Here is a 21,466-nt window from a genome sequence, read left to right as displayed (position 1 = left end):
ACTATGATGACTCAACCGTTGGCGGGAGCGAAATCAGTGGTAACTGAGAATGAACTGGATATTCGGGGTTTGTTTCGCGTGTTATGGGCAGGCAAACTTTGGATTGCGGGAATCGCGCTGGGGTTCGCACTGTTGGCGCTGGCCTACACGTTCTTTGCGAAACAGGAGTGGAGCGCCACGGCAATCACGGACAGACCAACGGTTAACATGCTCGGGGGGTACTATTCCCAGCAGCAATTCCTGCGAAACCTGGATATTAAAGCCAGTCTTGCCACCCCGGACCAGGCCTCCGTTATGGATGAGGCCTACAAAGAGTTTGTGATGCAACTGGCGTCATGGGATACGCGCCGCGATTTCTGGTCCCAGACGGATTACTACAAGCAGCGTCGGGTTGATAACACTAAAGCCGATGCCGCGCTGCTGGACGATCTGATTAATAATATTCAGTTTATGCCCGGCGACGCGCTGCGTAACGTCAACGACAGCGTTAAGCTGATTGCCGAAACCGCGCCGGACGCCAACAATCTGTTGCGCCAGTACGTCGCGTTTGCCAGCCAGCGTGCCGCAAGCCATCTCAATGAAGAGCTCAAAGGTGCCTGGGCAGCCCGTACTATCCAGATGAAGGCACAGGTCAAACGTCAGGAAGAGGTGGCAAACGCTATTTTTGCGCGCCGCGTCCATAATATTCAGCAGGCGCTGAAAATTGCGGAACAGCACAACATTTCCCGCACTGAGACGGATGTTCCGGCTGATGAATTACCTGATTCTGAAATGTTCCTTCTTGGTCGCCCAATGCTGCAGGCGCGTCTGGAAAATCTGCAGGCCGTTGGGCCTGATTTTGACCTCGACTACGATCAAAATCGCGCGATGCTTAATACGCTTAATGTCGGCCCCTCCCTGGATCCGCGTTTTCAGACCTATCGTTATTTGAGAACGCCTGAAGAACCTGTAAAACGCGACAGTCCGCGTCGTGCATTCCTGATGATCATGTGGGGGATTGTGGGCGCACTCGTTGGGGCTGGCGTGGCGTTAACGCGTCGTCGTACAAACTAAGAACGCCGTTTACGATGAAGGCTATGGCCTTCATCGTCTAATCGAAGAGAATCGATGTGAAAGTACTTACTGTATTTGGCACCAGGCCGGAGGCCATTAAGATGGCGCCTCTGGTTCATGCGCTGGCCAGCGATCCTGATATTGAAGCGAAGGTCTGCGTCACGGCTCAGCACCGTGAGATGCTCGATCAGGTCCTAACCCTCTTTTCCATCGTCCCGGATTACGACCTCAATATTATGAAGCCGGGACAGGGATTGACGGAAATAACCTGTCGCATACTGCAGGATCTCAAGCCTATCCTGGAGTCGTTCAAGCCCGACGTCGTGCTGGTGCACGGCGATACCACGACGACGATGGCAACAAGCCTGGCCGCGTTTTACCAGCGTATTCCCGTCGGTCATGTTGAAGCGGGCCTGCGCACCGGCAATCTTTATTCTCCGTGGCCGGAAGAGGCCAACCGTACGCTTACCGGGCATCTGGCGATGTACCACTTTGCGCCAACCGAGAACTCTCGGCAGAACCTGCTGCGTGAAAATGTCGCCGATAACAACATTTTTGTGACCGGCAATACGGTCATTGATGCGTTGATTTGGGTACGCGATCGCGTACTGGCAAACGGCGAGCTGCAGAAAGAGCTCGCTGCCCGCTATCCGTTCCTGAATAACGGCAAAAAAACCATTCTGGTCACTGGCCACCGTCGCGAAAGCTTTGGACGGGGTTTTGAGCAAATCTGTCACGCGCTGGCTGAAATCGCCGCGCAGAACGACGATGTGCAAATTGTCTATCCGGTTCACCTTAACCCTAACGTCAGCGAGCCGGTCAACCGCATCCTGGGCCACGTCGAAAACGTCCTGCTGATTGAACCGCAGGACTACATGCCGTTTGTCTGGCTGATGAACCACGCCTGGCTGATCCTCACCGATTCGGGTGGGATTCAGGAAGAAGCGCCCTCTCTTGGCAAGCCGGTACTGGTGATGCGTGAAACCACTGAACGTCCGGAAGCGGTTAAAGCCGGGACGGTGCGTCTGGTCGGCACCAACGCACAGCTCATCGTCGAAGAGGTCACTCGCCTTCTGCACGACGATGAAGCGTATCAGGCGATGAGCCGGGCCCACAATCCGTATGGAGACGGGCAGGCTTGTGGCCGTATTTTGCATGCACTTAAACACAATCGGGTATCGCTATGAGTTTTACTACCATCTCTGTCATTGGCCTTGGCTATATTGGCCTGCCCACGGCGGCGGCATTCGCCTCCCGTCAAAAACAGGTTGTCGGTGTGGATATCAACGCACGGGCGGTAGAAACCATTAATCGTGGCGAAATTCATATTGTAGAGCCCGATCTTGACCGAGTCGTGAAAGAGGCGGTTGATGGCGGCTTCCTGCGCGCCAGCACGACGCCAGTGGAAGCGGATGCCTACCTGATTGCCGTTCCAACGCCCTTTAAAGGCGACCACGAGCCCGATATGGTCTATGTCGAGGCGGCGGCAAAATCCATTGCCCCCGTGCTGAAGAAAGGCGCGCTGGTGATTCTGGAGTCAACCTCTCCGGTGGGGGCCACCGAGCAGATGGCACAGTGGCTTGCAGAAGCGCGTCCTGATTTACGCTTCCCGCAACAGGCTGGCGAGCAGGCGGATATCAACATCGCCTACTGCCCGGAGCGCGTGCTGCCGGGGCAGGTGATGGTCGAACTGATTAAAAACGACCGCGTCATTGGCGGCATGACGCCGGTCTGTTCTGAACGCGCCAGCGCGCTGTACAAGATTTTCCTGGAAGGCGAATGCGTAGTGACCAACTCCCGCACAGCCGAGATGTGCAAGCTGACTGAAAACAGCTTCCGTGACGTTAACATCGCCTTTGCTAACGAACTGTCGCTTATTTGCGCCGATCAGGGGATTAACGTTTGGGAGTTAATCCGCCTGGCGAATCGCCATCCGCGCGTCAACATTCTCCAGCCTGGCCCGGGGGTGGGCGGCCACTGTATCGCCGTCGACCCGTGGTTTATCGTGGCGCAGAACCCGGCGCAGGCGCGTCTGATTCGCACCGCGCGAGAAGTGAACGACAGCAAACCTCACTGGGTGCTCAACCAGGTTAAAGCGACGGTAGCGGATTGTCTGGCAGAGAGCGGCAAGCGCGCCAGCGAGCTGAAAATTGCCTGCTTTGGTCTGGCATTTAAACCCAACATTGACGATCTGCGCGAAAGCCCGGCGATGGAAATTGCTGAGATGATTGCCGAATGGCATAAGGGCGAAACGCTGGTGGTTGAGCCGAATATTCATGAACTGCCGGCAAAACTTGCGGGTCATTGCACGCTGACGGCGCTCGATGACGCGCTGGCGACGGCGGACGTGCTGGTGCTGCTGGTGGATCATAAAGAGTTTAAAGCGACGTCCGGTGATGCCGTACGTCAGCAGTATGTGGTTGATACGAAAGGCGTCTGGCGTTGAGTGAACTTCACGGCGTGCTTGAATCCCTTGAGTGGGAAAGCACATTTTTTGCCCGCCCCTCGGCGATAGTCCGCTGGCGCGAGAATGCGCCCGCCCTGCAGGAAGCGGACCTCAGCGCCTGGCAGCGCGTGCAGGCTAAAATCCCGGCGGACCGTACCGACCTGCTTGACGCGCTCCAGCAGCGTGGTTTTCAGCTGGTTGAGGGTGAGGTAGACCTTTCCATTGCCCTTACCCGGCACGATGTGTCCGGCGCGGAAATTGCAACGGAACAGGACATTCCTGTGCTGCGCCAGATGGCGGCTCAGGCGTTTGCGCAGAGCCGCTTTCGCACGCCCTGGTATGCCCCTGACGATAGCGGACGTTTCTATGCCCAGTGGATAGAGAATGCGGTCAAAGGCACCTTTGACCACGTCTGCCTGGTTTTCCGTACAGCGAACGGTCAGATTCAGGGATTTGTCTCGCTGCGCAAGCTCAACGCGCGTGAGGCGCGTATTGGCTTATTAGCCGGGCGCGGCATGGGTGAGAAACTCATGCAGGCGGCGCTGCACTGGGCGCAGCAGCAGCAGGTTGAGACGCTGCGGGTGGCGACCCAGGTGGGCAACACCGCCGCGCTTAAACGTTATATTGCGAGTGGTGCCAACATCGACGCCACCGCCTACTGGTTATACAGGTGACAAGATGATTCCATTTAACGCACCACCCGTCGTGGGAACCGAACTCGACTATATGCAGTCTGCCATGGGCAGCGGCAAACTCTGCGGTGACGGCGGTTTTACCCGTCGCTGTCAGCAGTGGATGGAGCAGCGTTTTCGCAGCGCTAAGGTGCTGCTGACCCCGTCCTGCACGGCATCGCTGGAAATGGCGGCCCTGTTGCTGGATATCCAGCCCGGTGATGAAGTGATCATGCCGAGCTATACCTTCGTCTCCACGGCAAACGCCTTTGTCCTGCGCGGGGCGAAAATTGTCTTTGTGGATATCCGCCCGGACACCATGAACATTGATGAGACGCTGATTGAAGCGGCGATCACCGATAAAACGCGCGTGATTGTGCCGGTTCACTACGCGGGCGTGGCCTGTGAAATGGACACCATCATGGCGATCGCCAAAAAGCACAACCTGTTTGTGGTTGAAGATGCCGCGCAGGGCGTGATGTCCACCTACAAGGGGCGCGCGCTGGGCACGATCGGCCACATTGGCTGCTTCAGCTTCCACGAAACGAAAAACTACACCGCTGGCGGTGAGGGCGGTGCGACGCTGATTAACGATCGTGCCCTGGTTGAGCGTGCGGAAGTGATCCGCGAAAAAGGCACCAACCGCAGTCAGTTCTTCCGCGGTCAGGTTGATAAGTACACCTGGCGCGATATCGGCTCCAGCTATCTTATGGCGGATCTGCAGGCGGCATACCTGTGGGCGCAGCTGGAAGCGGCTGAGCGGATTAATCTCCAGCGCCTGTCCCTGTGGCAAACCTATTACGACGCGCTGGAGCCTCTGGCCAAAGCCGGGCGTATTGAGTTGCCAACCATTCCGGCCGATTGCGTCCATAATGCCCACATGTTTTACATCAAGCTGCGCGATAACGACGATCGCAGCCAGCTCATCGCCTGGCTGAAAGAGGCCGAAATTATGGCGGTGTTCCACTATATCCCGCTGCACTCCAGCCCGGCCGGAGAAGCATTTGGCACGTTTGCGGGTGAAGATCGTTACACTACGAAAGAAAGTGAGCGTTTGCTTCGCTTGCCGCTGTTCTACAACCTCGCACCAGTTAACCAGCGTACGGTGATCAATACCCTTCTGAGCTATTTCAGCTGATATGTCTCTGGCAAAAGCATCGGTGTGGACCGCCGCGTCCACGCTTGTAAAAATTGGTGCCGGACTGCTGGTCGTAAAGCTGCTGGCCGTCTCATTTGGGCCCTCTGGTGTGGGGCTGGCGGGCAACTTCCGCCAGCTTGTCACCGTCCTTGGTGTGCTGGCCGGTGCCGGAATCTTCAACGGCGTGACCAAATACGTTGCTCAATATCATGATGATGCGGCCCAGCTTCGCAGGGTAGTGGGCACCGCGTCGGCGATGGTGACGGGCTTTTCGACCCTGCTGGCGATTGTGTTTCTGCTGGCGGCGGCGCCCATCAGCCAGGGATTGTTCGGGCACACCCATTACCAGGGGCTGGTGCGTCTGGTTGCGCTGGTCCAGATGGGCATTGCCTGGGCTAACCTGCTGCTGGCGCTGATGAAAGGTTTTCGCGATGCTGCCGGGAACGCGCTTGCCTTAATCCTGGGCAGCGTCATCGGCGTGATTGCCTATTACTTCTGCTATCGCCTGGGCGGCTATGAAGGCGCACTGCTGGGACTTGCGCTGGTCCCGGCGCTGGTTGTTGTGCCTGCGGCATTTATGCTAATGCGTCGGGGCGTTATCCCTCTGAGTTACCTGAAACCACAATGGGACAAGGTGCTTGTCAGCCAGCTGGGTAAGTTTACCCTGATGGCGCTCATTACTTCCGTCACGCTGCCAGTGGCATACGTGATGATGCGAAACCTGCTGGCGGCGCATTACAGCTGGGATGAGGTGGGGATCTGGCAAGGGGTAAGCAGTATTTCCGACGCTTACCTCCAGTTTATAACGGCTTCCTTTAGCGTTTATTTGCTGCCAACCTTATCGCGCCTGACGTCCCGGCAGGAGATTACCCGCGAAATTTCCCGCTCCTTGCGTTTCGTATTACCCGCTGTGGCGGCGGCCAGTTTGACCGTCTGGCTATTGCGCGATGTTGCCATCTGGCTGCTTTTCTCCGCAAAGTTTACCGCCATGCGCGATCTCTTTGCCTGGCAACTGGTGGGCGATGTGCTGAAAGTGGGGGCTTACGTTTTCGGCTATCTGGTGATTGCGAAAGCTTCGCTGCGGCTGTATATCCTGGCGGAGATTAGCCAGTTTGCGCTACTGACAGCATTTTCACACTGGTTGATACCCGCGCACGGTGCGCTGGGGGCGGCTCAGGCCTATATGGCAACCTATATCGTTTATTTCGCTGCCTGCTGCGGCGTATTTTTATTGTGGCGTAAACGCGCATGACTGCACTGATTCATATCCTGGGATCGGATATCCCACACCATAACCAGACCGTTTTGCGGTTCTTTAACGACGAGCTGGCATCAGGAAATCCTGATGCGCGCGAGTTTATGGTTGCAGGTCAGGATAATGGCCTGAGCGCGGCGTTTCCGGCGCTGACTATCGCCTTCTGGCCGGATAAAGCTTCCCTGGCGAAGGCGGTTATTGCCAAAGCCAAAGCGGATCGTGAGCAACGTTTCTTTTTCCACGGGCAGTTCAATACCGGCCTGTGGCTGGCTCTGCTCAGCGGGGGAATTAAACCCTCCCAGTGCAGCTGGCATATCTGGGGAGCTGATCTCTACGAAGTTTCCCGCGGCTGGAAGTTCCGTCTTTTCTATCCCCTGCGTCGCATGGCGCAGGGAAGGGTGGGCCGCGTTTTTGCCACCCGCGGCGATCTGAATTATTTTGCGAAGCTGCACCCGAACGTGCGCGGCGAGCTACTCTATTTCCCAACCCGTATGGACCCGGCGCTGAACACCATGGCGAATGACGCGGTTCGCGAAGGCAAGCTGACGATCCTGGTGGGGAATTCCGGCGACCGCAGTAACGAACATGTGGCCGCGCTACGGGCGGTATACCAGCAGTTTGGTGACACGGTGAACGTGGTGGTGCCGATGGGTTATCCGGTCAACAACGAAGCCTACATTGATGAGGTTCGCCAGCAGGGGCTTGCGTTATTCAGCGAAGGAAATCTGCACATTCTCAGCGAAAAGCTGGAGTTTGATGACTATCTTGCGCTGCTGCGAAAATGCGATCTGGGCTATTTCATCTTTGCCCGCCAGCAGGGTATTGGTACGCTGTGCCTGCTGATTCAGGCGGGTGTACCGTGCGTGCTCAACCGCGACAACCCGTTCTGGCAGGACATGGCCGAGCAGCATATTCCGGTGCTGTTCACCTCAGACATGCTGAATGTCGAAGTGGTGCGTGAAGCACAGCGCCAGCTCACGCTGGTGGATAAAAATAGCATCGACTTTTTCAGCCCGAATTACCTCACGCCGTGGCACCGCGCGCTGCGTATCGCTTCAGGAGACAACGCATGAGTCAGTTGCAATTCAGCGGCTTACTGGTTGTCTGGCTTCTGAGCACCCTGTTTATCGCCACGCTCACCTGGTTTGAGTTCCGCCGCGTGCGCTTCAACTTTAACGTGTTCTTCTCGTTGCTGTTTCTGCTGACATTCTTTTTCGGCTTCCCGCTGACCAGCATTCTGGTCTTCCGTTTTGACGTGAGCGTCGCGCCGCCGGAGATTCTCCTCCAGGCCCTGCTGGCGGCGACCTGCTTCTATGCGGTTTACTACGTCACCTATAAAACGCGTCTGCGGCCAGCGCAGGCCGCCGCCCCGCGTCGAGCGCTCTTTACCATGAACCGGGTGGAGACCCATCTGACGTGGGTGATGCTCATGACCATCGCCCTGGTCAGCGTTGGCATCTTCTTCATGCATAACGGCTTCCTGCTGTTTAAGCTCCACTCCTACAGCCAGATTTTTTCGGCCGAAGTCTCAGGCGTGGCGCTTAAGCGATTCTTCTATTTCTTCATCCCGGCGATGCTGGTGATCTTCTTCCTGCGCCAGGACAGCAAAGCGTGGCTGTTCTTCCTGGTCAGTACCGTTGCGTTCGGTATCCTGACCTACATGATTGTGGGCGGTACGCGCGCCAACATTATCATCGCTTTCGCTATCTTCCTGTTTATCGGCATTATCCGCGGCTGGATCTCGCTGTGGATGCTGGTTGCGGCAGGCGTGTTTGGCATTGTGGGGATGTTCTGGCTGGCGCTGAAGCGCTACGGGATGAACGTGGCGGGCGATGAGGCGTTTTACACGTTCCTCTACCTGACGCGCGACACCTTCTCGCCGTGGGAAAATCTGGCATTGCTGCTGCAAAACTACGACAAGATTGATTTCCAGGGGCTGGCGCCGATTGTTCGCGACTTCTACGTCTTTATCCCGAGCTGGCTGTGGCCGGACCGCCCTGGTGTGGTGCTCAACACCGCGAACTATTTTACCTGGGAAGTGCTCAACAACCATTCGGGCCTGGCGATCTCGCCAACGTTGATTGGTTCCCTGGTGGTGATGGGAGGAGGCTGGTTTATCCTGCCGGGCGCGTTTGTCGTAGGGCTGATTATCAAGTGGTTCGACTGGCTCTACGTGCGTGGTAACGAAGAGACCAACCGCTACAAGGCGGCTATTTTGCACAGTTTTTGCTTTGGTGCCATTTTCAATATGATCGTTCTGGCGCGCGAGGGTCTGGACTCGTTCGTTTCACGCGTGGTGTTCTTCATGGTCGTTTTTGGCATCTGCCTGTTACTGGCCAAACTGTTGTACTGGCTGTTCGACAGCGCAGGGCTTGTGCACAAGCGCGAGCAACAGGGCAACACAACGCTGTCGCAAGTCTGAGTAGGGAAAGTAATGACTGATAAAACTTCTGCACCGCGCTATGCGCTTCGTGGCCTGCAGCTTATTGGCTGGCGCGACATGCAGCACGCGCTGGACTTTCTGTTCGCCGACGGGCAGATGAAATCCGGTACGCTGGTTGCTATCAACGCGGAAAAGATGCTGGCGGTGGAAGATAACGCCGAGGTGAAAAGCCTGATTGAAGCGGCTGAATTTAAATACGCGGACGGTATCAGCGTGGTCCGCTCTATCCGTAAAAAGTATCCTGACGCTAATGTTTCCCGCGTGGCGGGTGCCGACCTCTGGGAGCAGCTTATGGCCCGCGCAGGCGCGGAAGGTACGCCAGTCTTCCTGATTGGCGGTAAGCCTGAAGTGCTGGCCGAGACCGAAGAGAAACTGCGTCGTCAATGGAATGTGAATATCGTCGGCAGCCAGAATGGTTACTTCAAGCCTGAAGACCAGCAGGCTTTGTTTGCCCGCGTGCGCGACAGCGGGGCAAAAATCGTCACCGTGGCGATGGGATCCCCGCGCCAGGAGATCCTGATGCGCGACTGCCGTCTGGTCTGTCCGGATGCCCTCTATATGGGCGTCGGCGGCACCTACGACGTCTTCACCGGCCATGTTAAGCGTGCGCCAAAGGTCTGGCAAAATCTGGGGCTGGAGTGGCTTTACCGCCTGCTATCGCAACCGACGCGCATTAAACGACAGATTCGTCTGCTTCGCTACCTCGCCTGGCACTATACCGGGAAAATGTAATCAGAATGCAGCGCGATATGCTATTCGCGCTGCAACTCGCCTGCAAAACTGCTGATATTTTGTGCAATGCATTCATTTTTTTAATGCATCGTTTGCCATTTGGCCGATTTTAAGAAACCATTCGCACCGTATTTTAGTACCCCTAAAAAACAATAACCGGTATTAAGCCGGGAAACAGCAAACACAATCGAGGATCTATGGCAGAGAAACAACCGGAGCTACAGCGTGGGCTGGAAGCTCGTCACATCGAACTGATAGCGCTGGGCGGCACTATCGGCGTTGGCCTGTTTATGGGCTCCGCAAGCACCCTAAAATGGGCAGGCCCTTCCGTATTACTGGCGTATATCATCGCCGGGCTGTTTGTTTTCTTCATCATGCGCTCAATGGGTGAAATGCTCTTTCTGGAGCCGGTGACCGGTTCCTTCGCCGTTTACGCACACCGGTATATGAGCCCGTTCTTTGGTTACCTGACGGCCTGGTCATACTGGTTTATGTGGATGGCGGTGGGCATCTCCGAAATCACCGCGATAGGGGTTTACGTCCAGTTCTGGTTCCCGGACATGGCCCAGTGGATACCGGCTCTCATTGCCGTGGGGCTGGTGGCCCTGGCAAACCTTGCAGCCGTGCGCCTTTACGGTGAAATCGAGTTCTGGTTTGCGATGATCAAAGTGACCACCATCATCGTGATGATTGTGATTGGTTTGGGCGTGATTTTTTATGGCTTTGGCAACGGCGGACACGCCATCGGCTTTGGCAACCTGACTGAACACGGCGGCTTCTTCGCCGGCGGCTGGAAGGGCTTCCTGACGGCGCTGTGTATCGTTGTGGCCTCGTACCAGGGCGTGGAGCTGATCGGGATTACCGCCGGTGAAGCGAAAAACCCGCAGGTCACGCTGCGTAGTGCGGTGGGCAAAGTGCTGTGGCGTATCCTGATTTTCTACGTGGGTGCGATCTTCGTCATCGTCACCATCTTCCCGTGGAACGAAATTGGGACGACGGGGAGTCCGTTCGTATTAACCTTTGCGAAGATCGGAATTACAGCAGCAGCGGGTATCATCAACTTTGTGGTTCTGACTGCAGCGCTGTCAGGCTGTAACAGCGGGATGTACAGCTGTGGCCGTATGCTCTACGCGCTCTCGAAAAATAACCAGCTGCCTGCGACAATGAGTAAAGTCTCACGTGCTGGCGTGCCGGTAGCGGGCGTAGCGGTCTCCATTGTCATCCTGCTGATTGGTTCCTGCCTGAATTACATCATTCCTAATCCACAGCGCGTGTTTGTTTACGTCTACAGCGCCAGCGTGTTGCCGGGCATGGTGCCGTGGTTTGTTATCCTCATCAGCCAACTGCGTTTCCGCCATGCGCATAAAAAAGCGATCGCCAGCCATCCGTTTCGCTCGATTCTGTTCCCGTATGCGAACTATTTGACGATGGCGTTCCTGATTTGCGTATTAATTGGAATGTACTTTAATGAAGATACCCGCATGTCGCTGTTTGTCGGGCTGATCTTCCTGGCGGCAGTGACGGCCGCGTATAAGCTTTTTGGCCTGGGTCGCCGTGCCACAACGCAGAAAGTGGAGGAATAAGCGGCAAAATGTGCAAACCATAACCAAACGCGCATTTTTTTCAAAAAAGCACTAGACAGCGGGGGCGGAGGTACGTAATATCCAGCCCCGCAACGGCGCTAAGCGCCCGTAGCTCAGCTGGATAGAGCGCTGCCCTCCGGAGGCAGAGGTCTCAGGTTCGAATCCTGTCGGGCGCGCCATTTTAGTTCCCGGCGCTAGAGCTGCGGTGGTCTGAGAAGTAGTCAGTACCGCGTGAAAGAATACAGTGGTGGCTATAGCTCAGTTGGTAGAGCCCTGGATTGTGATTCCAGTTGTCGTGGGTTCGAATCCCATTAGCCACCCCATTATTGAAAGAGTTGTGAATTGCGAAGGTGGCGGAATTGGTAGACGCGCTAGCTTCAGGTGTTAGTGTCCTTAGGATGTGGGGGTTCGAGTCCCCCCCCTCGCACCACGACTTTTTAATAAATTGAACTAAAAATTCAAAAAAGCAGTACATCGGCGAGTAGCGCAGCTTGGTAGCGCAACTGGTTTGGGACCAGTGGGTCGGAGGTTCGAATCCTCTCTCGCCGACCAATTTTGAACCCCGCTTCGGCGGGGTTTTTTGTTTTCTGCAACTTTTCTCCCCTGTAGTTATCCCCCGACAGCGCTCTGTATCACTGTCGCGATTCAGCGACATACAACAAATTGAAATTACAGGAAATAATTATTTAAGGAATTTGCTGTCTCTTCCTGGCGACATATTTATGCTTTTGCCGATACGTTGTGAAGCGTCAGATGCCGCTGAACAGCATAATTTCCTTTTATCTTAAAATGTTGCGCCATGTAAAACTTCTGCGTGTAAATCTGGCACGTTACGTGCAATAATATACGCGTAGATGCTCATTCCATCTCTTATGTTCGCCTTAGTGCCTCATAAACTCAGGAATGACGCAGAGCCATTTACGGTGCTTATCGTCCACTGACAGATGTCGCTTCGGCCTCATCAGACACCATGGACATAACGTTGAGTGAAGCACCAAATATGTTGTCTTACAGACCTGTTTTAACGCCTGCTTTTATAGCAGGCGTTTTTTTATGTCTTATTCCCGATAAAAGCGCATGATGAGGGCAACCATCAGCAGAGCCGCTGACGAAACCATATAAAGCGCCTGTACTGAGCCAAACTCTGATGCCACTATCGCTGCTACTCCGGTAAAAAGAGAGGCACTGAGCGTTTGCCAGCGCCAGGCTTTACCGCTGGCTATAGCGGTTTGCGCGGCCTGAAAATTACTGAGTACGCCAAACGTACCCGCCGCAAAAAGCACGTTTGAGGCCAGATGCGCGACAAAGATCATCCCCAGCGCATACCCTATCCAGCCGGCCATAAACGGCAGCATTCCATAAGCGGCCAGAAAGATGCCGAGGCAAAGCAACAGTCGCGGCGTATGAGCCGCAAAACGCGCCAGGCTGTCTCTTTGCAGCAGCAGAGGGCCGCAAAGCTGCCCCATACTCCTCGCGAAAAGCAAAGGCAGAGCAAGGCCCGCCGCGTCCTGAGGACGGAGCTGCTGGGCCAGCGCCGGAAGAAGCGCCATCGCAGGTGACCCGACGGCGGCCAGCGCCGGCAAAATGAGCAAGCTGCGTTTCTGCCGAACGGTCAATGTCTGCCAGCGCAATGTCGCTGAAGCCCCCTTTTCCACATGGCCGGTGCGTGACGCCGAAGTAAACAGGCCTCCCGCCAGCCATAGCATGACCAGCGACCCGAGAAAGCTGATGGCATCAATGGCCAGCAAGGCGAGCACGGGTATCTTCTGAAAAAGCACCACGCCCAGCCCGGTACCTAATAACACCTGAGACGCAAAAATCACATTTTCCAGGCAGGTGGCGGCAGGCAGTTCCGTTTCGCTGAGTCCGCGCTTAAAGAGTAAAGTCAGGGCGGGCCAGCTCATCCCGCTGAGCAGCGCTTCGGTGGATTGCACGGCGAGTAACGCGGCAACGCTATGATAACCCACGCCAAGCAGGGGAAAGAGCAGGGCAAGTAAGCCCAGTCCTTCGGTCAATATCAGCAGGGATATCGGAGAAAAGCGCGAGCACAGCCTTTCGCCGAGCATGCTGCCGATAAACCCCGGCACCGTGGCGAACAGAAAAGCGAGGGTCAGCAGCGCTGGCGGGGCCGACCACGCTAACAGCAGACCGAAGACGACGACCTGGGTTAACCCATTTCCCAGAGAAGAGAAGATAAAAGCACAGGCAAGCAGGCGCAGCCAGCGATGGCAGCGCAGCGCTTCAATAAGCGCGTATAAAAGCGAGTTCATGACGCTTTCCTTTCAGAAACGATTTAGTCCATGCGCAGATCGCGCATGTGCGAAAAAAGGTTAATGAAAAGATATCGTTACATTGGCGGGTTCGTTTGCGGCTGTCGGTGTAAAGAATGTAGCAGGAGAACAGTGATAAAAAAAGGAGGCCGTCTGGCCTCCTGATGAATTACTGCTGCGTTCCGTTATTTTGCAGCGTCAATAACAGCCCATCACGCCGCATGGCGGCTGCCTCTTCTGGCTTATGCTGTTTGTCGAGCGTATCGGCAAGCCACGCGTAGTCAAACGCGTCCGGACGCTGTTTCAGCGCTGCACGGAAGGCCAGGCTCGCCTCCTGCCATTCCCCGTGCTTCATCAGCGACTGGCCCAGCGTACTCCACAGCAGCGGACGGTCACCGACGGTTTTGATCTGCTGGCGCAGCACTTTCTCGACCTGCTCAGGGTTATTGGTTTTCAGGCGCGGGATCACCATGACCAGACGATCGTCGTACTGGCGCTTCAGGCCGTCGAGGAGGATCTCCTGCGCGGTGTCATGATCGTCACACTCAATAAGATGTTCCGCCATAGCCACCTGCAGAGGAACCTGCTGGCGCGTTTTCCGGCTCTGATTTTTCCACCAGGTTTTCAGACCGTCGCTGCCCAGGTCGGCGCGCGCCTGATCCATCAGGCCAATCCATGCGAGACGCTGAAGCTCATCACGATGTTCATCATCACCCACCTCGGCCTTCGCCATCGACGGAATGATGTCCAGCAGCGAGCCCCACGCGCCGGTACGAATATAGGCCTGCTCCGCAAGGCGCAGGACTTCCGGATGACGTGGTGCGATTTCCAGCAGACGGTCAATGCCGTGGCGCGCCGCGTGGTTCTCATTGCGCGCGAGCTGCAGGCGGACGCGGGTAATTTCCACTGGGATCGGGTCGCCAGACGCCAGTTCAGACGCGCGTTCCAGATGCTGGTTAGCGCGGGCTTCATCACCGCGCTGCTGGGCCGCTTCGGCTGCCAGAAGATAGTTCACCACTGGCTGTTCTGCGTGATCGGCGTTTTTCGACATCAGCTTTTCAACCTGCTGATAATCGCCTTCGGCCAGCTTCAGCAGCGCCTGTTCCGTTTGCTTACGGGCGCGGCGGCGCTTACGGCCTACGAACCAGCCGCGGGTATGGGCACCGGTACGGAAAATACGGCGCAGGATCCATTCAACGGCAAGCAGTACCACGACGCCGAGGATCAGAACGATCGCCAGACCCGTTACGCTGGTTTCAATGTTGTAGTTATCGGTCTGGATCAGGACGTATCCCTGATGACCCGCAAGCATCGGCCCCAGGACGATCCCGGCGATCAGCAGGATGAAGAGTAAAAGGACTTTTAGCATCATTACTCTCCCTGTGGCGCGCTTTCAGGCGCTGGCGCTGTGCCGGTCTGCTCGGCCGGAACGCCCGGCTGCGCCAGCAGGTTACGCACGCGCGTCTGCATCAGCTTCTCCAGAATCGGCTGGCTGGCCAGCTTATCCGGTACGTTCATGGTGATGTTCTGCTGGCTCAGCTTGTCGATATCTTCGAGGAAGGCGGTGGTCGTCGCATCATCGGTGTTGTAGTAGGCGCGCACCCACGTTGAGACGTTATCCAGCGCCTGTTTGTAGGTCTCTTCCTGATGGCGCGGCACGGCCTGCGCCGCGACCAGCAGGCGGGAACGGATATTTTCGCGCAGATAGATATCCTGATTCGGCGCCAGGAGCGGTACGGCGGTTTCGTCGCGGCGACGGATGGTAATGAAGCTGTCCATAAAGTTCTGCCAGCTTTTCTGCAGGTTTATGCGCCATTCGCTCAGGGAGCTGGAAAGTTCGGTACCGTCGGAATCCATCGGGGAGTCGTCGTCGTTATTATCCGCCAGCTGCAGGTTATCAATTTGATTCGAAAGCTGGTTCACCTTGAGGATAATGCCGTCGTAATCCACCTGCGAAACGGCGGAGAGGCTGGCGATATCTTCGGTGATCGCGCGACGAGCTGCGATGAGGCTCGGATCGTTCATGTCTGCCAGGCTCGCATCGGCGCTTTTCAGCAGCGCGGCGGCGGTGGTCACGTCCTGATCGCTCCACAGCTTACGCCCGGCGAGTTTTACGAGGAAATCGGCCTGCGAGAGCAGCCATGTTTTGGCATCGGTGCCGGAAATCGTGGCGACTTTCTGCTGTACTTCACCCAGCTGTTTGGTCAGCTCTTCCTGTTTACTGTTTGCCTCGGCTAGCGCGGCGGCCTGCTGCTTAATCACCGCTTCCAGCTCGGTTTTCTGCGTTTCCTGCGCTTTTTGCAGGGAGGTAAGCTGATTCACCAGCGTATCGCTGGTGGCCGTCTGGTTAGCACTCTGTTGCTTCACCAGACCATACAGGCCAACGCCGGCTGCCAGCGCAATGGCGATGGCAATCGCGCTCAAAGCGAGGCTGGTTTTATTGCTGCCGTTTTTCTTCTCAGCGGTTTTCTCAGTCGTCTCTGGCTGTGGCGTTATGTCCACAGTCTCCCTGGTCTCTTCAACCACGGCGGAGGATTTTTCGTGTTCCGTCATTATGGCTTCCCATTTGAGAGTTATTGTAATGCGCGCAGCAGCGCATCGTTGTCGGCGTTATCAGCGATCCGAATATCCTGCCAGCCCAGTTCCCGGGCGAGGTTCGCCAGACGCTCACTGACGACCAGAAGCCGACAGCGGAGTAACCAGTTTTCGCGATACCAAAGCGGTATCAGCGACCAAAGCTGTTGTAACATTTCACCGCTGGTGACCACCAGCGTATTAATTCCGCGCGCGTGCCAGCGCATGGCCTCTTCCGCGCCGTCGTAGTGTTTCCCACAGCGCTGGTAGCACTCAACAAACGTGACGTCAGCCCCGCGTTCACGCAGCGTTTCGCCCAGCAGTTCGCGGCCTCCGTTGCCGCGCAAAATAAGCGCGCGCTTTCCGGCAATAGTTTGTAATTCAGGTAATTGTAGCAAGACTTCGCTGATTTCCCGATCTAGCGGATAACGAACATCCGCGCCGCTTACGGTATGAAGCGCCAGTGCCGTTGTGCGGCCAATCGCGAAATAGCGCGGAGCGACAGGCCAGGCCAGGCCCTGCTGTTGCAGCTGCGCGTGGGCAAATTCCACGGCATGCTGCGATAGCGCAAACAGCAGGTCGCCTTCCTGCAGGGTATTCATCTGGTCGGCGAGCGCAGAGAGCTCCCGACCGGGGGAGAATTCAATCAGCGGAAAACTCCAGGCCACCTGCCCCAGTGCGCGCAGACGGCTCACTAACTGCTCTCCTGCGGGAGAAGGGCGGGTGACAAGAATACTCATGCAGGGGGTTCTCCGTTATAGACCTCGGCCAGAATTTCACGCGCGCCGTTATTCAGCAGCTCTTCCGCCAGCGACACGCCAAGCTGCTCGGCATCCTGCGGCTTGCCGCGACGTTCGCCGCGCACCATCTGTGAACCATCCGGGGCGCCGACCAGCGCACGCAGCCACAGTTCACCATCGGTTAATTCAGCATAGCTGCCAATCGGCACCTGACACCCTCCTTCGAGGCGGGTATTCATCGCCCGCTCGGCTTTTACGCGGGTAGCGGTTTCGTCATGGTTCAGCGGGGCGAGCAGCTCGCGGGTGCGCGCATCGTCCAGACGGCACTCGATGCCGACGGCACCCTGACCCACGGCCGGCAGCGACAGCTCTGGCGGCAACGCCACGCGAATGCGTGACTCCAGCCCCAGACGCTTCAGGCCGGCAACGGCGAGAATAATGGCATCGTAATCGCCGTTATCCAGCTTGCCCAGACGCGTGCCAACGTTGCCGCGCAGCGAGCGGATGATAAGGTCAGGACGACGCTCCGCCAGCTGACACTGACGGCGTAAACTGGACGTGCCAACCACGCTACCCGCAGGCAGCGCGTCGAGCGAGTCATAGTGGTTAGAGACAAACGCGTCACGCGGGTCTTCGCGCTCGCAGATGGTCACCAGCCCCAGCCCTTCCGGGAACTCGACGGGCACGTCCTTCATCGAATGTACGGCGATATCGGCGCGGTTCTCAAGCAATGCCAGTTCCAGCTCTTTGACAAACAGGCCCTTGCCGCCCACTTTCGCCAGTGGCGTATCCAGGATCACGTCACCGCGCGTGACCATCGGCACCAGCTCGACGCGCAATCCACTGTGGCAGGCTTCAAGGCGCTGCTTAACATAATGTGCCTGCCAGAGCGCGAGAGGGCTTTGGCGTGTGGCAATTCTCAAAACATTGTCTAACATGCTTGTTACCGTCATTATCAATCGCTAACCATCCTAACATTGTTGACTCTGGGATGGCAGTTTTACGGTTGATGAAGCGCGAGAGGGACAAGGCGGCGTATTCGTCAGCCATAGCCGTATTCAGGAATTTACACGTACAGAACGGTGCTACACTTGTATGTAGCGCATCTTTCTTTACGGTCAACCGGCAAGGTGTTAAATTGATCACGTTTTAGACCATTTTTTCGTCGGTACCACCATAATCACAAGGGCGAAAAAAGGGTAACGGTTATCTTTTTGAAATACTGCGGGCTCGCTGTTGTTCGTGTTTTGAATAGCTTACGACACCCGGAAACATCAGGCGATACGTCTTGTACCTCTATATTGAGACTCTGAAACAGAGACTGGATGCCATAAATCAACTGCGTGTGGATCGCGCGCTTGCTGCCATGGGCCCTGCTTTCCAGCAGGTATACAGTCTGCTGCCGACATTATTGCACTATCACCATCCGCTGATGCCTGGCTACCTTGATGGTAACGTTCCCCAGGGCATTTGCCTCTTCACGCCTGATGAAACCCAACAGCATTATCTGAACGAGCTGGAACTTTACCGCGGCATGCCGCCTCAGGTTTCTCCGAAAGGTGAACTGCCTATCACCGGCGTTTACTCGATGGGGAGTACCTCATCGGTAGGGCAGAGCTGTTCTTCGGACCTGGATATCTGGGTCTGCCATCAATCCTGGCTCGATAACGAAGAGCGCCAGCTGCTGCAGCGTAAATGCAGCCTGCTGGAGAGCTGGGCAGCCTCGCTCGGTGTGGAAGTGAGCTTCTTCCTGATTGATGAAAACCGTTTCCGCCATAACGAAAGCGGCAGTCTGGGTGGTGAAGACTGCGGCTCGACTCAGCACATCTTGTTGCTGGATGAATTTTACCGTACTGCCGTTCGCCTCGCCGGAAAGCGTATTCTGTGGAATATGGTCCCGTGCGAAGAAGAAGAGCATTACGATGACTACGTCATGTCGCTCTATGCGCAGGGCGTACTGACGCCAAACGAATGGCTGGACCTGGGCGGCCTCAGTTCTCTGTCCGCCGAAGAGTACTTTGGCGCAAGCCTCTGGCAGCTCTACAAAAGTATCGATTCACCGTATAAAGCGGTGCTGAAAACGCTGCTGCTCGAAGCCTACTCGTGGGAATACCCTACGCCGCGCCTGCTGGCGAAAGATATCAAGCAGCGCCTGCACGACGGGGAGATTGTTTCCTACGGGCTCGATGCCTACTGCATGATGCTGGAGCGCGTTACCGAATACCTGAAAGCCATTGATGATTCCACGCGTCTTGACCTGGTGCGTCGATGTTTCTATCTCAAAGTCTGTGAAAAGCTGAGCCGCGAGCGCGCCTGCGTGGGCTGGCGTCGTGAAGTGGTCAGTCAGTTAGTGAAAGAGTGGGGATGGGACGAAGCGCGTCTGTCCATGCTCGATAACCGCGCCAACTGGAAGATCGATCAGGTGCGTGAAGCGCACAATGAACTGCTCGACGCAATGATGCAGAGCTACCGTAACCTGATTCGCTTTGCGCGCCGCAACAACCTCAGCGTGTCCGCCAGCCCGCAGGATATCGGGGTGTTAACCCGTAAGCTGTACGCCGCGTTTGAAGCGCTCCCGGGCAAAGTGACCCTGGTTAACCCGCAGATTTCGCCTGACCTGTCTGAACCAAACCTGACCTTTATTTACGTGCCGCCGGGTCGCGCAAACCGCACCGGGTGGTATCTGTACAACCGTGCGCCAAGCATGGATTCGATTATCAGCCATCAGCCGCTGGAGTATAACCGCTACCTGAACAAGCTGGTGGCGTGGGCCTGGTTTAACGGCCTGCTGACCTCGCGCACGCGCCTGTTTATCAAGGGCAACGAGGTGGTCGATTTAGCCAAGCTGCAGGAGATGGTGGCGGATGTCTCGCACCACTTCCCGCTGCGTCTGCCTGCGCCAACGCCAAAAGCGCTCTACAGCCCGTGTGAGATCCGCCATCTGGCGATCATCGTCAACCTGGAATACGACCCGACGGCGGCCTTCCGCAATCAGGTGGTTCATTTTGACTTCCGCAAGCTGGACGTGTTCAGCTTTGGCGAGCAGCAAAACTGCCTGGTGGGCAGCGTAGACCTGCTGTACCGCAACTCGTGGAACGAAGTGCGTACCCTGCACTTTAACGGCGAGCAGGCGATGATCGAAGCGCTGAAAACCATTCTCGGCAAGATGCACCAGGACGCCGCGCCGCCGGACAGCGTCGAAGTGTTCTGCTACAGCCAGCACCTGCGTGGTTTAATTCGTACCCGCGTGCAGCAGCTGGTTTCTGAATGTATCGAGCTACGTCTCTCCAGCACCCGTCAGGAAACCGGGCGCTTTAAAGCGCTGCGCGTCTCCGGGCAGACCTGGGGCTTGTTCTTCGAGCGTCTGAACGTGTCGGTACAGAAGCTGGAAAACGCCATTGAGTTCTACGGCGCGATTTCACACAACAAGCTGCATGGCCTCTCAGTTCAGGTGGAAACCAACCACGTCAAGCTGCCGCAGGTGGTGGACGGCTTTGCCAGTGAAGGGATTATTCAGTTCTTCTTTGAAGAGTCTGGCGACGATGCCGGGTTCAACATCTACATTCTGGATGAGACCAACCGCGCCGAGGTTTATCACCACTGTGAAGGCAGCAAAGAGGAGCTGGTGCGCGACGTCAGCCGCTTCTACTCTTCCTCACATGACCGCTTTACCTACGGTTCCAGCTTTATCAACTTCAACCTGCCGCAGTTCTACCAGATTGTGAACGTGGATGGGCGAGCGCAGGTGATCCCGTTCCGTACGCAGGCGATTACCCCAGCAGTACCCGCTAATCAGGATACCGCACCGCTGTTGCAGCAATATTTCTCCTGAGGCTTTTCGCCCGGTGGCGGCTACGCCTTACCGGGCAACAAAACTACCTGAAACTTACATCCTCACCCGCCTGCGCGGTCGCCGCCTGTTCAAGAAGATCCCAGAACGTTTCGCCGCTGCGGTCGCAAACCCACTCGTCACCCTTCAGATCAAAGTGATAGCCGCCCTGTTTGGCCGCCAGCCACACCTGGTGAAGTGGTTCCTGGCGGTTAATAATAATTTTGCTGCCGTTTTCGAAGCTCAGGGTCAGAATGCCGCCGTTGATTTCACAATCGATATCGCTGTCGCCGTCCCAGTCGTCGATACGTTCTTCGATGGTCATCCACAGGGTGTCGGCAAGGCGATGGAATTCACTGTCGTTCATGGTTTTGTTCCTGTTTTTCGTGATGGCGGCAGTATAACGCTAAATAATTCCCGTTGCAGGAAAGCGGCAAACTCTTGCTTTTGTGTCTTCTCCTGCGATGATAGAAACAGATTTGAACTTACGGGCAACTTTATAATGAAAAACGCTTTCCGAACGCTTGCCGTTCTCATCACGCTGTTTAGCCTGACCGGCTGCGGACTGAAGGGACCACTCTACTTCCCACCTGCGGATAAAACCGCGCCGCCGCCGACAAAACCTGTTAACAGCGGCATCGAGTCTTCCACGCCAAAGACTAACGATCGTGGCGACAACGGTGGCCCAACTCAGGTTAACCTCTGACGACAACGTTCTGTACCCGCGCAATG

Annotated in this window: 18 protein-coding genes and 4 tRNA genes; 16 read left to right on the top strand and 6 right to left on the bottom strand. The window is 56.2% G+C overall.

Going from position 1 to position 21,466, the window contains the following annotated elements; translation table 11 throughout:
• The first annotated feature begins 6 nt into the window (after positions 1–6).
• From wzzE to V1603_RS02130, 14 genes are all read left to right on the top strand, one after another.
• Positions 7–1,053: an ECA polysaccharide chain length modulation protein gene (gene wzzE, locus V1603_RS02195; protein ID WP_116343689.1), complete on the top strand. Its 1,047-nt coding sequence runs from the start codon at positions 7–9 to the stop codon at positions 1,051–1,053.
• A gap of 56 nt (positions 1,054–1,109) precedes the next feature.
• The gene (wecB, locus tag V1603_RS02190) at positions 1,110–2,240 is read left to right on the top strand and encodes a non-hydrolyzing UDP-N-acetylglucosamine 2-epimerase (RefSeq protein ID WP_163330946.1); all 1,131 of its coding nucleotides are present in this window, start codon (positions 1,110–1,112) and stop codon (positions 2,238–2,240) included.
• Entirely contained in the window at positions 2,237–3,499 is a 1,263-nt protein-coding gene (gene wecC, locus V1603_RS02185; protein ID WP_395313447.1) for a UDP-N-acetyl-D-mannosamine dehydrogenase, read from the top strand. The genes wecB and wecC overlap by 4 nt, the downstream gene beginning before the upstream one ends.
• Positions 3,496–4,173, top strand: coding sequence for a dTDP-4-amino-4,6-dideoxy-D-galactose acyltransferase (rffC, locus tag V1603_RS02180; RefSeq protein ID WP_395313446.1), 678 nt, complete (start codon positions 3,496–3,498; stop codon positions 4,171–4,173). Before wecC ends, rffC begins: the two co-directional genes overlap by 4 nt.
• A gap of 4 nt (positions 4,174–4,177) precedes the next feature.
• Entirely contained in the window at positions 4,178–5,308 is a 1,131-nt protein-coding gene (gene rffA, locus V1603_RS02175) for a dTDP-4-amino-4,6-dideoxygalactose transaminase (protein WP_395313445.1), read from the top strand.
• Between the two features lies 1 nt (position 5,309).
• Positions 5,310–6,560 carry a lipid III flippase WzxE gene (gene wzxE, locus V1603_RS02170; RefSeq protein ID WP_163330943.1) on the top strand — a complete coding sequence of 417 codons (1,251 nt, stop codon included), beginning with the start codon at positions 5,310–5,312 and terminating at the stop codon, positions 6,558–6,560.
• Positions 6,557–7,636, top strand: coding sequence for a TDP-N-acetylfucosamine:lipid II N-acetylfucosaminyltransferase (locus V1603_RS02165; protein ID WP_166712608.1), 1,080 nt, complete (start codon positions 6,557–6,559; stop codon positions 7,634–7,636). The genes wzxE and V1603_RS02165 overlap by 4 nt, the downstream gene beginning before the upstream one ends.
• Complete coding sequence (gene wzyE, locus V1603_RS02160; RefSeq protein WP_116343696.1) at positions 7,633–8,985, top strand: ECA oligosaccharide polymerase; 1,353 nt, start codon at positions 7,633–7,635, stop codon at positions 8,983–8,985. The genes V1603_RS02165 and wzyE overlap by 4 nt, the downstream gene beginning before the upstream one ends.
• Positions 8,986–8,997: 12 nt before the next feature.
• Positions 8,998–9,738: a lipopolysaccharide N-acetylmannosaminouronosyltransferase gene (wecG, locus tag V1603_RS02155; RefSeq protein WP_116343697.1), complete on the top strand. Its 741-nt coding sequence runs from the start codon at positions 8,998–9,000 to the stop codon at positions 9,736–9,738.
• 197 nt (positions 9,739–9,935) lie between these two features.
• Positions 9,936–11,321 carry an amino acid permease gene (locus V1603_RS02150; RefSeq protein WP_163330942.1) on the top strand — a complete coding sequence of 462 codons (1,386 nt, stop codon included), beginning with the start codon at positions 9,936–9,938 and terminating at the stop codon, positions 11,319–11,321.
• 102 nt (positions 11,322–11,423) lie between these two features.
• Positions 11,424–11,500, top strand: a tRNA-Arg gene (locus tag V1603_RS02145).
• A gap of 68 nt (positions 11,501–11,568) precedes the next feature.
• Positions 11,569–11,644 (top strand) — tRNA-His (locus V1603_RS02140).
• Positions 11,645–11,665: 21 nt separating this feature from the next.
• A tRNA-Leu gene (locus tag V1603_RS02135) sits at positions 11,666–11,751 on the top strand.
• 45 nt (positions 11,752–11,796) lie between these two features.
• Positions 11,797–11,873: transfer RNA gene (locus tag V1603_RS02130), tRNA-Pro, on the top strand.
• A gap of 506 nt (positions 11,874–12,379) precedes the next feature.
• Here the strand turns inward: V1603_RS02130 and V1603_RS02125 are convergent.
• The 5 genes from V1603_RS02125 to hemC all read right to left on the bottom strand — a co-directional run bounded on the left by V1603_RS02125 (position 12,380) and on the right by hemC (position 17,843).
• Entirely contained in the window at positions 12,380–13,591 is a 1,212-nt protein-coding gene (locus V1603_RS02125) for an MFS transporter (protein WP_116343699.1), read from the bottom strand.
• 169 nt (positions 13,592–13,760) lie between these two features.
• On the bottom strand, positions 13,761–14,960 hold the full coding sequence (gene hemY, locus V1603_RS02120) for a protoheme IX biogenesis protein HemY (RefSeq protein ID WP_116343728.1): 1,200 nt from the start codon (positions 14,958–14,960) through the stop codon (positions 13,761–13,763).
• A gap of 2 nt (positions 14,961–14,962) precedes the next feature.
• Positions 14,963–16,144, bottom strand: a complete 1,182-nt coding sequence (gene hemX, locus V1603_RS02115) for a uroporphyrinogen-III C-methyltransferase (RefSeq protein WP_192985007.1) — start codon at positions 16,142–16,144, stop codon at positions 14,963–14,965.
• A gap of 20 nt (positions 16,145–16,164) precedes the next feature.
• Complete coding sequence (gene hemD / locus V1603_RS02110; protein ID WP_163330939.1) at positions 16,165–16,905, bottom strand: uroporphyrinogen-III synthase; 741 nt, start codon at positions 16,903–16,905, stop codon at positions 16,165–16,167.
• Positions 16,902–17,843: a hydroxymethylbilane synthase gene (gene hemC, locus V1603_RS02105; protein WP_162874998.1), complete on the bottom strand. Its 942-nt coding sequence runs from the start codon at positions 17,841–17,843 to the stop codon at positions 16,902–16,904. The genes hemD and hemC overlap by 4 nt, the downstream gene beginning before the upstream one ends.
• A gap of 350 nt (positions 17,844–18,193) precedes the next feature.
• Here hemC and cyaA point away from each other — a divergent pair, with 350 nt between their 5' ends.
• Entirely contained in the window at positions 18,194–20,737 is a 2,544-nt protein-coding gene (gene cyaA / locus V1603_RS02100) for a class I adenylate cyclase (protein WP_116343703.1), read from the top strand.
• A 43-nt stretch (positions 20,738–20,780) separates the two neighbouring features.
• Here the strand turns inward: cyaA and cyaY are convergent, their stop codons facing one another.
• The gene (gene cyaY / locus V1603_RS02095; RefSeq protein WP_003860816.1) at positions 20,781–21,101 is read right to left on the bottom strand and encodes an iron donor protein CyaY; all 321 of its coding nucleotides are present in this window, start codon (positions 21,099–21,101) and stop codon (positions 20,781–20,783) included.
• Positions 21,102–21,236: 135 nt separating this feature from the next.
• On the opposite strand from cyaY, the gene V1603_RS02090 reads away from it, so the two are divergent.
• On the top strand, positions 21,237–21,440 hold the full coding sequence (locus tag V1603_RS02090) for a lipoprotein (RefSeq protein WP_041911830.1): 204 nt from the start codon (positions 21,237–21,239) through the stop codon (positions 21,438–21,440).
• Positions 21,441–21,466 lie beyond the last annotated feature (26 nt).

Origin of the sequence: Enterobacter sp. ECC-219, assembly GCF_043966805.1 — a bacterium.
Classification (GTDB): Bacteria; Pseudomonadota; Gammaproteobacteria; order Enterobacterales; family Enterobacteriaceae; genus Enterobacter; species Enterobacter cloacae_N.
This window is presented reverse-complemented; position numbering and strand designations above follow the sequence as displayed.